Raw genomic sequence first — 12,004 nt, 5'->3', positions numbered from 1 at the left:
ATTCTGACTGGTTTTAAACATAGTTCAAAAACGACCGCTTAGCCGGAGGTGGGACCGGCAGCCAGATCGCCGACGTTGTGACTGGTTATTGGTAGTTGAAAAGAGGACAGGAATTACGGAAGAATATTTAAACATTACTGAAGATTAAATGGATTGCGGGGTAAGAAGTGGGAATGTCTCAAGCAGTAAAGAAAATCGCTATGGTGGCTATACTGGTGAACCTGGCCGCAGGATGCGCGCCGCTACACCCTTCCGGCTGCCATAAGACCACGGCAACGGGTAATTGCGGTTCAGGACGCTGGGACGATCGGGATGAATGGGGCGCGCAAGCGCGGGCAATCAGAGCGGCAATCAATGCCGAAATTGAAGAGCCGCAAACCTGGAAAGGGAAAAAATGCAGGTTGCATATTGAATTTGCGCAGGATGGCACGCCTTTAAACATCTCAACCAGCAACGGCAATAAGGCCTATTGCGAAGCGATAAAATCAGCCGCCCATAAAGCCAAATTCCCGGCCTTCAGCAATCCGGAAGTTTATAGAGATTTTCAAAAATCCAGCTTCGACATGCGCGGTTAGCACCATGATAACGCTTTGAATTGTCGCGCTTTGCTCAACCCCGCCATCCTGGTACAGGCTATGTCCGCTTTGTGCCAGAAGCGGACACTGTAAACTGGCCAGCCTGGAGATGAATATGAGCGTAGGTCAGCCGCGATTTTTTCCATTGGTATAAATATCAGGCCGGGTGATACTCCACGCATAGTTTTTCCGATTAACGGGTTCGTACCCAAATTTTTGATAGAGCCAGGGAGCTGTTGTTGTAAACAGCATGATTCTGCGAAGCTGCTCAAAGACGGGATGATGATGTATGCATTGCATCATCCATTTTCCCAGACCCTCTCCCTGATATTCCTCAAGAATATAAACATCACATAGATAAGCGAATGTAGCGTAATCTGTTATCAATCGCGCGAAACCTATCTGTTTTTCATCATGGTAAACGCCGAAATTAAGACTGTTTTCGATTGATGCGCCTACAATTGACAGGTCAATCCCTTTAGCCCAGGTCGACCTCGTTAGATAGCGATGGATAGCCTGTACATCCAGTTTTTCCCTGTCTGTACTCACCAGGTAGTTATCCTTATGCCACTCATAGTTCTCTGAAATGCTCACGGACGTACCTTCTCATAAGGGTATGGGAAACCTGACCTTATCACTTGAGGTAAAATCGTGCTATCAGTGCTGCTTTGCAATAGCTAAAGCCTGCTGCTGGTATCAATGAGGGATTGCGTCCGTTCCTCGCTCATAGCGGACCTTTTCTGGTCAGTCCCCGGTCATACAGAACCCAGGCGCTGGCGGAGCCAGCATCAGGGTACGTTGTCAATCAACGGGGAGCATCACAAGGAGTGATCCAAACCAGGATAGATAAGGCTCTGCTACCCAAATGGCCTAATGGAAGTGAATCTCCTCTTGCTAGCTATCACGAGATCCAAATACCCGCAGGAACGAAAGTATATGTTGGAGAAGTTGGCTATCAAACAGACCTTTTTTCCGGTGGCTCTGAGCAAGTTGTAATACCTACACCGTGGAAAATACCTGGCGTTAAGATACTTAGAAGTGGTGGTTTGAAATGAAAAATGAAATAAAGAAAACAGTAACCGACATCATTAAAATACTATCCTCAAACGACGAGAATTCATGGGCAAAAACATTTGAAAAACTGGTCATCGAGCTCGATGTTGATTGTGAATCATCCATTTACTCATTGAAAAAGCTCTTCGGCGGGATGGGATCATTTAACGATATTGTTCTCCATAAAAATGGAATACCTCTAATTCGAGAAAATGACGAGCTAGATGATTTGAGGCACAAACTCTACAAGCAACTTGACCATGCAATCGGCTTGTTAAACGCAGGTGATTTACCATAACGTCGTTACCAGCAGCACCAATGAGGTACTGGCGACGCTTCCGGTGCGAAAGGATAAAACTGCTATGTATTAACCCGGAAAACGACCGGAAACTCGCATGGTAAAATTTATCCGGCTGCATGACTATGCAGCCAGCTGAATTGCCATGCGGCTCGCCGAAACATGGCCAATCGGCGGACAGCACTAAGGTCCGCTTTTAACTTATAGCTGATGTCTTACGACCCCGGATATGTCTGCTTTGTGCCAGAAGCGAACATAATTGCTATTTACTCGATTGGCGTCAGTGAACGTTAAACGGCCCTAATATTCAGCCGTTTAAAATACATAACTAGACCGTTGGGATGGTGCCGCCATCTATAACATATTCCGTACCCGTGATAGTGGCAGCACAGGAAGACGCCAGGAAGGCGATGAGGTTCGCCACTTCGATGGGCTTTGAGGGACGCCCCACCGGAATGCCACCTAAAGCCTTCATAATGATTTGCTTACCGCCCTCGTAGTCCGTTCCTGCCTGCTGCGCTAGTCGTTCTGCCAATGCTACCGATGCTTCGGTTTCTACCCAGCCAGGCGCAACACGAACCACCCGAATTCCCTTAGGGGATACTTCTTTCGACAGGCTTTTACTATACGCCGACAACGCCGCTTTCGCCGCCGCATAACCCGTGGTCGATTCCGGTAACGGAAGCTCACGCTGAATGGAGGTGACGTGAATAATCACGCCATTCTGCTGAGCCAGCATCCCAGGCAACAAGGCACGATCTATTCGTACCGCAGGCAACAGGTTAAGATTGAGTTCCTGTTGCCACTCATCTTCACCGAGTGCTGCAAAACCACCGCCGGGAGAGTTAGAACCACCAGCTATGTGCACGATGATATCGACACCACCCAGGTGCTTCTGAACCGCTTCCACGACTAAGTTACACCCTTTGATTGTGGTCAAATCTGCCGCAACGAATGCGTCTGCAATAGAATCCGTGGGAATGTGACGTGCGGTGGTTAACACCGTGGCCCCCTGCTGCTTTAACAGCGCGACAACCGCTTTACCGATCCCTTTGGTACCAGCGGTAACAAGCACACGCTTACCCTGAAAATCAAGATCCATCGACATCAGACAATCTCCAGCGTGTTAATTTTGTCGCCAACCAGACCGAAAGCATGTTTGAGCACCACTGGGCTGCCGGGGAAATTACCCACCACGTAAGACGTGACTGTTAACCGGGCACCTTCAGTGAGAATTTCAATGGGCTCTACACTGTAGTCAAACTCAGACTGCGCGGCCCGTTGCCACGCTTCGATTGCCGCATGTCCTTGATAAGTTTTCCCTTCGTCGATCACAATAGCATTGGTGGTAAAACAGTGCTTAATGTCGGCAATATCGGCCCCATTACTGATCGTGAAATAGAGTGAAATAGCGTTCGGAAGTGATAATGACATGGCTCAATGATCCCGTTATTTACAGTACGAGAATTTTTACCATAGACTGTTAAATTGACAAGTACGCACAAAAAAGTGAGTGACTGTTCTATGAGTAAGTTATATAGCCCTGAATCTGCCGCAATCGGTGTGGAGCAAGCCCTGCGACTGCTGGAAGGTCGCTGGAAACTGATTATCCTGTTTCATCTTTTCGACGGAAAGGTGCAACGCTATTCGAATTTTGAAAAACTGATTCCCGAAATTTCGCAGAAAATGCTAGCGCAACAACTCAGACAGCTGGAAGCCGACGGCATTGTGTCGCGCATGGTTTACCCGCAGGTACCACCGAAGGTGGAATATCGACTTACTGATTGGGGGCAGGCATTGTGTCCAGCTCTCGATGCAATCCTTAAATGGGCGGAAAAACGCAAGGTTTAGGTATCACTGGTACATCCGGATCGACCAGTTAGACTGCGAGCTGGTCAACATCATTGCCCGTCGTGCCGAATGCGTTAAAGCTGCAGCGGCATTCAAAACAGATCACTCAGCCGTTCGGGCTCCCGATCGCGTGCAACAGGTCATCTGTAAGGTTCGCAGGCAGGCAGCTGAGGCTGGGCTTTCAGAAGTGATTATCGAGAAAATCTACCGGACCATGATAAGCGCATTTATCGAGTATGAGCTTGAGCAACATGACCAGCTTCAACATGCTGCGGCAAAGACTGAATGAACCGGTCTGTCTGCACCGACCGGGTAACGAAAATACAAGCTGGTATTAATACCCATTCTGGTAGCTGTTAACAGTACCTTGTTATGACAAAATAGCGCACGCAAACGGTTTCGTTGGTTTTAACCGTTTTCGACACATTATCTATTGCTGTGATGGCATTGTTGTTTAGCATTTTATTCTTGACGTCTCCCTCCCCTGTGGAGACGTTTTTTTTCCCCCACAGATAGTTGCAAACCCAAACTTCGAGACGAAAATGATATAAACGGGTGAAATGAGCTTCCAACAGACAGATTAGATTATGAGATATAAATCCTACTCAATTAATGAGCTGCAACTGAGGATAACGCGCTAACCAACGCTTCTCTTCAACGCGTCGCCTAAAGACATCATACTTTTCCCGCTCAAATGCTGGCGTCGGTCTTAAACGTAACTCAAACAGGTCATCAAGACCATAGGGTGCAATGACCTCGATAAGATCGTTATCGCCCAGTCTGACGCCCACGGCCGTCGCGGTTTCGGGCCAGTACAACAGCGCATTTTCTGTTGAGTGATAGGGATTATCGCCATTGCGCAGATGCATTCTGGCTTGATTCTTCACAGACCAGTTAAAAGCGGGCAACTGCTGTTTAAGTTCTTTTTCCAGATGACGTTCATCGTCTGGGGTACAACATTCGGGATCGTACCAGACGACATCCACATCGCCAGATAAGGAATGATGCCAATCTCCATGCATATGATCCCATACGGCATCCCTGACGAAACCCGCCCCGACCCAGCAGTCACGAAGTTGCAAATCACGGACCGCGTAAAGCACCTGCATCCGTGAAGGGTCCACTGACAATATTCTCTGCAATGAATTTAGATAGTTCATGATTATTCCTGCCAGTAAACGGTCCGCCCCGCCATCTTAAGCGGAGCGGCTTATATATGTCGCGAGTGCGCGCTCAAAACCTCAGGACAGCGCGCCCAACAATCAGAAGCTGTACGTCACTTTCAGGCTTCCCGTGGGCGACGTCTTGCGTTGTACAATCGGGCTATCGGCGGCATCCCCCGTCAGCTGCGTCACGCCCGCTGCGGCAAGCACGCTCCAGCGTGAGGTGAGCCTGTGGGTCCAGTCAAGATTCAGCGAATACGCATAAATTCCGGCACCGGCGTCATGTCGGGCAAATCCCGATGCGGCCGACTGGGCGGCGCTGACGCCATAGTACGTTTGCATATACTTGTCGGATCCCCAGCTGCTGGTCAACGCCAGCGTGACCGCATTATTCGGTGAAGTATAGAGCGGACTGGAAATGCCGAAGTGTACAGCCTCACCGTTGTCTCTCTCAGAAACCGGAACCTCAGCCTGCAGCTGCAGATTAAGCCAGTCGGTCACCTTGTACCCCAGCCCGGGCACCACGATAGCCGAGCCTTTTATCTCGCCCATCCCTCGCAGCTCGTCGCTGCCAGAGCTTATCGAATCGCTGCTCACGTCTTTATCTTTACGGCCTATGCGATAGCTCAGCGCCGCGCTGTAATCCAGGTTACCGATGTTGTTGCCGTAACCGATACCCCGCGTGGTGCCGATAAAAAAACCATTGGCCATGGAGTAATCCACCACCTGAGCCGCGCTGACGCGGGTTTTATCTGAACCCGAGTAGCGTGTCGCGACATCTACGCCGCCCCCAAGGGTTAACACATTGCCCTGGCTCTGCTCTGCCGCCAGTGTCGGAGTGGCCAGTAACGCCAGAACGACGCCCGGCACAATGTTTTTCAGGCTGCGGCCCGGGAATAAATGGGGGAACGTATGACGCAGTTCGATGTTTCTCATTAAGGGAGTCCTTATGGATTCAAATGATGACGATGCATGCGGTTAACCGCCAGAACGCCCATTTTGAATACTGACCCTAAGGTTCTTATGAGCTGAAAATGAAGAAACACTGAAGCGCGCGCGGGTGCTGTAAACCGGACAGATTTCCTGATACCGTTTTTTTCTTAAGATGTTCTTCATTCACTGTCGATACAGTTACCAATGTGAAAATTCTACTTATTGAAGACGACCTGGATCTCGGCAATGGCGTACGTATCGCCCTCTCAGATCAGGGATTTGACGTTATATGGGTTCGCCGGAAAGAGGATGCGCTGCATCAGCTTGACGTCTGCGTGCCCGAGCTTATTTTGCTCGACCTGGGGCTGCCCGATGGCGATGGCATGAGCCTGATGACGCGTTTGCGTCAGCAGCTTAAGGGGATCCCCGTGATCATACTGACGGCGCGAGGTACGCTGCAGGATCGCCTGTGCGGGCTGGATGCGGGCGCAGACGACTATCTGGTCAAACCCTTTGTTCTCGCCGAGCTGCTGGCGAGAGTGAGAGCCCTTGCACGACGCAGTTACGGTTTTGAGAATGAGGCAATAGAAATTCGCGGGCTGTCTCTGCATGTGCCAACGCGTCGCGTAACGGTGAGCGCCCGCCACGTTGACCTGACGGCCAGTGAGTACGCCCTGCTTGAAACGCTGATGCTGCGCGCTGACCGCGTGCTTACGCGACGGTTCCTTGAAGAACGGATATTTGGCAACAAAGAAAACCTCAGCAATGCGCTCGACGTACATATGGGTAATTTGCGGCGAAAAATCGGCGACGGCTATGTGCGAACGGTGCGTGGGGTCGGGTATGTCATTGATACCGTCTCTGTCCAGAAGGTGACCGGTTAATGCGAAACTTATGGTACCACCTGAGGCGCCCGACGCTGGTACGGCGAATTATCATCGCCCAGATGTTGCTGCTTACCCTGCTGTGGAGTCTTTTTTTAACCTTTATTTTATGGGAGGACCTGCGCAGCCCTCCCATCCTCACGGGCAGTAATACGTACGAAACCCTTTTTACCCTGGTTGAGCGTACGGACGGACGCCCGCAGGATCGTAGCGCCGTGCTGGAAGCCTTCAGCAAGGCGCTGCGCGAGGGCTATGGCGGCGGGGAAGATCCCGCGCTGTCCATTAACCTCATCGTTCGCAAGAATAATACCGTTATTTTTGCATCAGACGGCGCACCCGCAGGGGTAATAAACACCCGGCTTGGGGAAATGCAGCATGTTCAGAGTGAAGGTCGCGTCTGGACCAGCCGCACCCTCAAATCCGCTCACTCCGACGTGGAGGTCACCCTTTTCACCCCAGCAAGCGGCTGGAACTTCTTTATCTACCTCAACTCGCGCGGCTACTACATCCTGCCGCTGCTGGTGTGCTTCCCTTTTCTGCTGTTTCCCGCGTGGCTTTCAATTCGCATTGCGATGCGCCCCTGGAACCGGGTGGTCAATGAAATTTCATTACGCACGCCGGACGATCTCTCTCCCTTAAAAGCCGTCCCCAAACACAGAGAGCTTCGCCAGATGGTGGATGCAATCAACGACTTCCTTGCCAGGGTGCGTGAAAGCGCTGAAAGAGAACGGGTTTTCATTGCGGATGCCGCGCACGAGCTGCGTACGCCTCTCGCTGCGATGCGCATCAACGTGGATGCGCTCCAGTCCTGGGTCATCAGCGAGAGCCAACAGGAGCTGCTTGCGGGGGTTATCCGCAGCAACAGCCGTGCTGCGCGTCTCGTTAATCAGCTGCTGCTGCTGATGCACAGCGAAGCGCGCATTGACACGGACATGGAGCCCGTGCCGCTGACGACGCTCATCCAGGAGCGAATGGCCGAGCTGGAACCGTTAGCCTCTGCGCGCAGGATTGAGCTGGAATTCTTCGCTGAAGATGAAATCTGGATCCCAGGCGTCAGGGAACGCCTGATGTCACTGATTGATAACCTCATCGAGAACGCCGTGAAGTACAGTCCTGAGGGCGGGCGGATTCAGGTTGACGTACGTGCACGCGATCGCTGCACGCAGCTGCGTGTCTCCGATGCAGGCCCCGGCATTCCGGTTGAACTGCGGGACCGCGTGTTCGACAGGTTTTTCCGCGACCCTAATCAGATGCAAAGCGGGAGCGGTCTGGGGCTTGCCATCGTCAAAGCGGTGGCGCAGCAGCACAACAGCAGCGTAAACCTGAGTAATTCCGCTGAAGGGGGTCTGATGGTGACGGTTGACTTCCCGAACCGCACGTTTAGCTAAACCGGAACAGGGTGTTTGATCGCAAATGCCGCAGATTGCTTCAAAAAAATTACCGTATTTGTTATATTGTTGTTTATTGCTTATTCACCTCTGCGGTGCCAAAAAGAACAAGATTCACCGCAACCCAGGATACAAAAATGTTAGATTACCGCTTCCCGACAGCTTTGCAGATGGTTCTCAGCGTAGCGATGGCGGAGCAATTGGGTGAACGTTCGACAAGTGCGATTCTGGCCTACGGCCTGGAAGCGAACCCGAGCTTCATCCGCAAATTGATGGTTCCGCTGACGCGTGACGGCATTATCGTCTCAACGCTTGGCCGTAACGGCTCAATTCACCTCGGTCGCCCGCCGGAAGAGATCACCCTGCGCGACATCTACCTTTCGGTCATCGAAGATAAAAAGCTGTGGGCGTCGCGCCCTGACGTGCCGGCCCGCTGCGTGGTCAGTGCTAACGCGTGCTGGTACTTTAAATCGATTTCCGAAGAAGCTGAGCAGGCATCGTTAGCGGTACTGGCCCGCCATACCGTGGCAAGCGCCCTGGACGCGGTGAAAAACGCCGACAGCAGCGGATGGGATCCGCTCCCCGAGCTTATAGCTCAGTATCAAAAAACGTCATAATGCTTTACCTGCTGCGAAAAAAAACCGCCTTCACTGTGAAGGCGGTTTTTTATTATCTGCAACGTCCCTACGCAGGCAGAACTTCCCTTTCTACTTTGCCGCGCCGCGTCACGAATTTACGCAGCGTCACGTAGAACACCGGCGTCAGGAACAGGCCAAACAGCGTCACGCCCAGCATCCCGGAGAACACCGTGATCCCGGTGACGCCGCGCACTTCGGCACCCGCACCGTGGCCGAGGATCAGCGGAATGGTCCCGGCAATAAAGGCGATGGAGGTCATCACAATCGGGCGTAAACGCAGGCGACACGCCTCCAGCGCGGCCTCCATGATGCCTTTGCCCTGAATTTCCAGCTCGCGGGCAAATTCCACGATAAGAATGGCGTTTTTACAGGCCAGCCCCATCAGTACCACCAGCCCTACCTGCACGAACACGTTGTTATCGCCACCGGTCAACCAGACGCCAAACAGCGCGGAGAGCATCGTCATCGGCACGATAAGGATCACCGCCAGCGGCAGCGTCCAGCTTTCGTACAGCGCCGCCAGCACCAGGAACGCCAGCAGTACCGCAACCGGGAAGACGATCAGCGCCGTATTGCCCTGCGTGGCCTGCTGGAAGCTCAGGTCCGTCCATTCAATATTCATCCCGTTCGGCAGGATCTGCTTAGACATGCCTTCGAGCTGCGTCATCGCCTGCGTGGACGAGAGCACGCGCGGGTCGGCATCGCCAATCAGATCCGCCGCCGGGTAGCCATTGTAGCGAATCACCGGGTCCGGCCCGTAGGTAGTACTGATTTTCACCATACTGCCAATCGGTACCATTTCGCCCTGGTTATTGCGGGTGCGTAAGTTAGCAATATCTTCCACGCTGTCGCGGAACTGTCCGTCTGCCTGGGCCATCACGCGCCAGGTACGTCCGAACTGGTTGAAGTCATTCACGTACGACGAGCCCAGATAGGTTTGCAGCGTACCGAAGAGATCGGTCAGCGACACGCCCTGCGCTTTCGCCTTATCGCGGTCAACCTGCACGTCCAGCTGCGGCACGTTAGCCTGGTAGGTCGAGATCGGGAAATGCATCCCCGGCGTCTGCATAATCGCCCCGGACATGGTGTTCACCGCGTTTTGCAGCGCGCCATAGCCCAGACCGGCGCGATCCTGAATGTACAGGGAATAGCCCGACCCCTGACCCAGCCCTAAAATCGGCGGCGGCAGGATGGAGAAGCCAAAGCCTTCCTGGATTTGCGCGATTTTCGCGTTAATCTCCGCGTTTATTTCCGCAGCAGAATGTTTACGCTGGTCGAACGGCTTCAGGCCAAAGAAGACCGTCCCGGTATTCGGCGTGTTGGTGAACTGCAGCGCATTCAGCCCCGGAAACGCGACCGCATAGTCCACGCCCTCGGTATTCATCCCGATTTCGCTCATTTTGCGGATCACCGCGTCGGTACGCGCCAGGGAAGAACCTTCCGGCATTTTCACGCCGCCGATCAGGTACAGCTTGTCCTGTGTCGGAATAAACCCGCCCGGTACCGCTTTAAACATCACGCCTGCCGCGCAGAGCAGCAGCAGATAAACGACAAACACTGAGCCGCGACGTCCAAGCGTTTTGCCCACCAGCCCCTGATAGCCGCTCGAGCTGCGGTGGAAAAAGCGGTTAAACGGACGGAAAAGCCAGCCGAACAGACGGTCGATAAGCCGGGTCGGAAAATCTTTCGGCGCGCCGTGCGGCTTTAACAGCAGAGCCGCCAGCGCCGGCGAAAGCGTCAGCGAGTTGATGGCGGAAATCACCGTGGAGATGGCGATCGTCACCGCAAACTGCTTGTAGAACTGGCCGGTCACGCCCGAGAGAAACGCCATCGGGACAAACACCGCGCACAGCACCAGCGCAATCGCGATAATCGGCCCGGACACTTCACGCATCGCCTGATGCGCCGCTGCAAGCGGCGCAAGCCCCTCTTCGATATTTCGCTCGACGTTTTCCACCACCACAATGGCGTCATCCACCACGATACCGATGGCCAACACCAGCCCGAACAGGCTCAGGGTATTCAGCGAGAAGCCCAGCAGGTAGAGAATGCTGAAGGTACCCACTACCGAAACCGGCACCGCGATCAGCGGAATGATCGACGCACGCCAGGTTTGCAGGAACAGAATCACCACCAGCACCACCAGCACCACCGCTTCCAGCAGCGTTTGCACGACGGCACGGATGGAGTCACGCACAAACACGGTTGGATCGTAAGGTGCCGCCCACTTCATATCCGCCGGGAAACGCGTGGACAGTTCGTCCATTTTGGCGCGCACCGCGTTAGACAAATCGATGGCGTTCGCCCCCGGTGACTGGAAGATACCAATCCCGACCGCGTCTTTATTGTTGAGCTGGGAGCGCAGCGCATAACTGCCGGAGCCCATTTCGATACGCGCCACGTCGCGCAGGCGAACGACCGTACCGTCCTGCGTTGTTTTCAGGACAATATTGCCAAACTCTTCTTCGGTATGCAGACGTCCCTGAGCGTTAATGGAGATCAGGAAATCGCTCTCTTTCGGCAGCGGCTCCGCGCCAAGCTGCCCGGCGGACACCTGCACGTTCTGCTCCTGCATCGCCGTCACCACGTCCGAGGCCGTCAGCCCGCGCGCCGCCACCTTGTTTGGGTCCAGCCAGACGCGCATTGCGTATTCGCCGGAGCCGAAGATCTGAATCTGGCCGACGCCGGGCAGACGCGCCAGCTCGTCCTTCACTTTCAGCGTGGCGTAGTTACGCATGTACAGGGAGTCGTATTTACCGTTTGGCGAAAACAGATGCACCACCAGCGTCAGCGTCGGCGACTGTTTCTGGGTGGTAATGCCCAGACGCCGCACGTCTTCCGGCAGACGCGCTTCGGCCTGCGCGACGCGGTTTTGCACCTGAACCTGCGCCTGATCCGGGTCAGTTCCCGGACGGAAGGTGACGGTGGTCACCAGCACGCCGTCCGAGCCCGCGACGGACTTCATGTACATCATGTTCTCAACGCCGTTGATCGCCTCTTCCAGCGGCGTCGCCACGGTCTCGGCAATCACTTTCGGGTTGGCGCCCGGGTACTCTGCGCGCACCTGCACGCTTGGCGGCACGACGTCAGGATATTCGCTTACCGGCAGCAGCGGGATGGCGATTAATCCTGTGATAAAAATCAGAATCGACAGGACGGCGGCAAAAATCGGCCTGTCGATGAAAAAACGGGAAAAGTCCATGGGTTGGATTCTCAGGTCA

At 53.6% G+C, this 12,004-nt stretch carries 13 protein-coding genes; 7 read left to right on the top strand and 6 right to left on the bottom strand.

All coding sequences use genetic code 11. The annotated features are described in order from the left end of the window. Nucleotides 1-173: 173 nt before the first annotated feature. Nucleotides 174-575: a cell envelope integrity TolA C-terminal domain-containing protein gene (locus tag PYW49_RS01960; protein WP_320385837.1), complete on the top strand. Its 402-nt coding sequence runs from the start codon at nt 174-176 to the stop codon at nt 573-575. A 126-nt stretch (nt 576-701) separates the two neighbouring features. Here the strand turns inward: PYW49_RS01960 and PYW49_RS01955 are convergent, their stop codons facing one another. Next, nucleotides 702-1,169 carry a GNAT family N-acetyltransferase gene (locus PYW49_RS01955; protein WP_320385479.1) on the bottom strand — a complete coding sequence of 156 codons (468 nt, stop codon included), beginning with the start codon at nt 1,167-1,169 and terminating at the stop codon, nt 702-704. Nucleotides 1,170-1,626: 457 nt separating this feature from the next. Here PYW49_RS01955 and PYW49_RS01950 point away from each other — a divergent pair, with 457 nt between their 5' ends. Next, nucleotides 1,627-1,926: a DUF6966 domain-containing protein gene (locus tag PYW49_RS01950; protein ID WP_320385478.1), complete on the top strand. Its 300-nt coding sequence runs from the start codon at nt 1,627-1,629 to the stop codon at nt 1,924-1,926. A gap of 328 nt (nt 1,927-2,254) precedes the next feature. Here PYW49_RS01950 and PYW49_RS01945 read toward each other — a convergent pair whose 3' ends face one another. Both PYW49_RS01945 and PYW49_RS01940 read right to left on the bottom strand, forming a co-directional pair. Next, nucleotides 2,255-3,034, bottom strand: a complete 780-nt coding sequence (locus PYW49_RS01945) for an SDR family oxidoreductase (protein ID WP_320385477.1) — start codon at nt 3,032-3,034, stop codon at nt 2,255-2,257. Next, a complete protein-coding gene (locus PYW49_RS01940; protein ID WP_320385476.1) occupies nt 3,034-3,360 on the bottom strand; it encodes a nuclear transport factor 2 family protein in 327 nt (108 codons plus the stop codon). Before PYW49_RS01940 ends, PYW49_RS01945 begins: the two co-directional genes overlap by 1 nt. A 90-nt stretch (nt 3,361-3,450) precedes the next feature. Here PYW49_RS01940 and PYW49_RS01935 point away from each other — a divergent pair, with 90 nt between their 5' ends. Then, entirely contained in the window at nt 3,451-3,777 is a 327-nt protein-coding gene (locus PYW49_RS01935; protein WP_134350120.1) for a winged helix-turn-helix transcriptional regulator, read from the top strand. Further along, entirely contained in the window at nt 3,740-4,066 is a 327-nt protein-coding gene (locus PYW49_RS01930) for a chorismate mutase (RefSeq protein ID WP_320385475.1), read from the top strand. The genes PYW49_RS01935 and PYW49_RS01930 overlap by 38 nt, the downstream gene beginning before the upstream one ends. A gap of 316 nt (nt 4,067-4,382) precedes the next feature. On the opposite strand, the gene PYW49_RS01925 is transcribed toward PYW49_RS01930, so the two are convergent. Both PYW49_RS01925 and PYW49_RS01920 read right to left on the bottom strand, forming a co-directional pair. Beyond that, nucleotides 4,383-4,937, bottom strand: a complete 555-nt coding sequence (locus PYW49_RS01925) for a nucleotidyltransferase family protein (RefSeq protein WP_320385474.1) — start codon at nt 4,935-4,937, stop codon at nt 4,383-4,385. A 102-nt stretch (nt 4,938-5,039) separates the two neighbouring features. Continuing rightward, nucleotides 5,040-5,876, bottom strand: a complete 837-nt coding sequence (locus tag PYW49_RS01920) for a MipA/OmpV family protein (RefSeq protein ID WP_134350114.1) — start codon at nt 5,874-5,876, stop codon at nt 5,040-5,042. 203 nt (nt 5,877-6,079) lie between these two features. Here PYW49_RS01920 and PYW49_RS01915 point away from each other — a divergent pair, with 203 nt between their 5' ends. From PYW49_RS01915 to PYW49_RS01905, 3 genes are all read left to right on the top strand, one after another. Further along, nucleotides 6,080-6,757: a response regulator transcription factor gene (locus PYW49_RS01915; protein WP_320385473.1), complete on the top strand. Its 678-nt coding sequence runs from the start codon at nt 6,080-6,082 to the stop codon at nt 6,755-6,757. Further along, entirely contained in the window at nt 6,757-8,145 is a 1,389-nt protein-coding gene (locus PYW49_RS01910) for a sensor histidine kinase (RefSeq protein ID WP_320385472.1), read from the top strand. The genes PYW49_RS01915 and PYW49_RS01910 overlap by 1 nt, the downstream gene beginning before the upstream one ends. 137 nt (nt 8,146-8,282) lie before the next feature. Then, nucleotides 8,283-8,762, top strand: coding sequence for an RrF2 family transcriptional regulator (locus PYW49_RS01905; protein WP_320385471.1), 480 nt, complete (start codon nt 8,283-8,285; stop codon nt 8,760-8,762). Nucleotides 8,763-8,829: 67 nt separating this feature from the next. Here PYW49_RS01905 and oqxB read toward each other — a convergent pair whose 3' ends face one another. After that, on the bottom strand, nt 8,830-11,985 hold the full coding sequence (gene oqxB / locus PYW49_RS01900) for a multidrug efflux RND transporter permease subunit OqxB (RefSeq protein ID WP_320385470.1): 3,156 nt from the start codon (nt 11,983-11,985) through the stop codon (nt 8,830-8,832). Nucleotides 11,986-12,004: the final 19 nt, after the last annotated feature.

The sequence above is a fragment of the Enterobacter chinensis genome, assembly GCF_034008295.1.
GTDB classification, from domain to species: Bacteria; Pseudomonadota; Gammaproteobacteria; order Enterobacterales; family Enterobacteriaceae; genus Enterobacter; species Enterobacter chinensis.
The sequence above is the reverse complement of the archived record's forward strand: the minus strand, read 5'-3'. Positions and strand labels throughout refer to the sequence as shown.

Bases quoted from the DNA above. Each gene is read 5' to 3' on its own strand.
- PYW49_RS01960 (WP_320385837.1), top strand. From the start codon at position 174: ATGTCTCAAGCAGTAAAGAAAATCGCTATGGTGGCTATACTGGTGAAC.
- PYW49_RS01950 (WP_320385478.1), top strand. From the start codon at position 1,627: ATGAAAAATGAAATAAAGAAAACAGTAACCGACATCATTAAAATACTA.
- PYW49_RS01945 (WP_320385477.1), bottom strand. From the start codon at position 3,034: ATGTCGATGGATCTTGATTTTCAGGGTAAGCGTGTGCTTGTTACCGCT.
- PYW49_RS01940 (WP_320385476.1), bottom strand. From the start codon at position 3,360: ATGTCATTATCACTTCCGAACGCTATTTCACTCTATTTCACGATCAGT.
- PYW49_RS01935 (WP_134350120.1), top strand. From the start codon at position 3,451: ATGAGTAAGTTATATAGCCCTGAATCTGCCGCAATCGGTGTGGAGCAA.
- PYW49_RS01930 (WP_320385475.1), top strand. From the start codon at position 3,740: ATGCAATCCTTAAATGGGCGGAAAAACGCAAGGTTTAGGTATCACTGG.
- PYW49_RS01925 (WP_320385474.1), bottom strand. From the start codon at position 4,937: ATGAACTATCTAAATTCATTGCAGAGAATATTGTCAGTGGACCCTTCA.
- PYW49_RS01920 (WP_134350114.1), bottom strand. From the start codon at position 5,876: ATGAGAAACATCGAACTGCGTCATACGTTCCCCCATTTATTCCCGGGC.
- PYW49_RS01910 (WP_320385472.1), top strand. From the start codon at position 6,757: ATGCGAAACTTATGGTACCACCTGAGGCGCCCGACGCTGGTACGGCGA.
- PYW49_RS01905 (WP_320385471.1), top strand. From the start codon at position 8,283: ATGTTAGATTACCGCTTCCCGACAGCTTTGCAGATGGTTCTCAGCGTA.
- oqxB (WP_320385470.1), bottom strand. From the start codon at position 11,985: ATGGACTTTTCCCGTTTTTTCATCGACAGGCCGATTTTTGCCGCCGTC.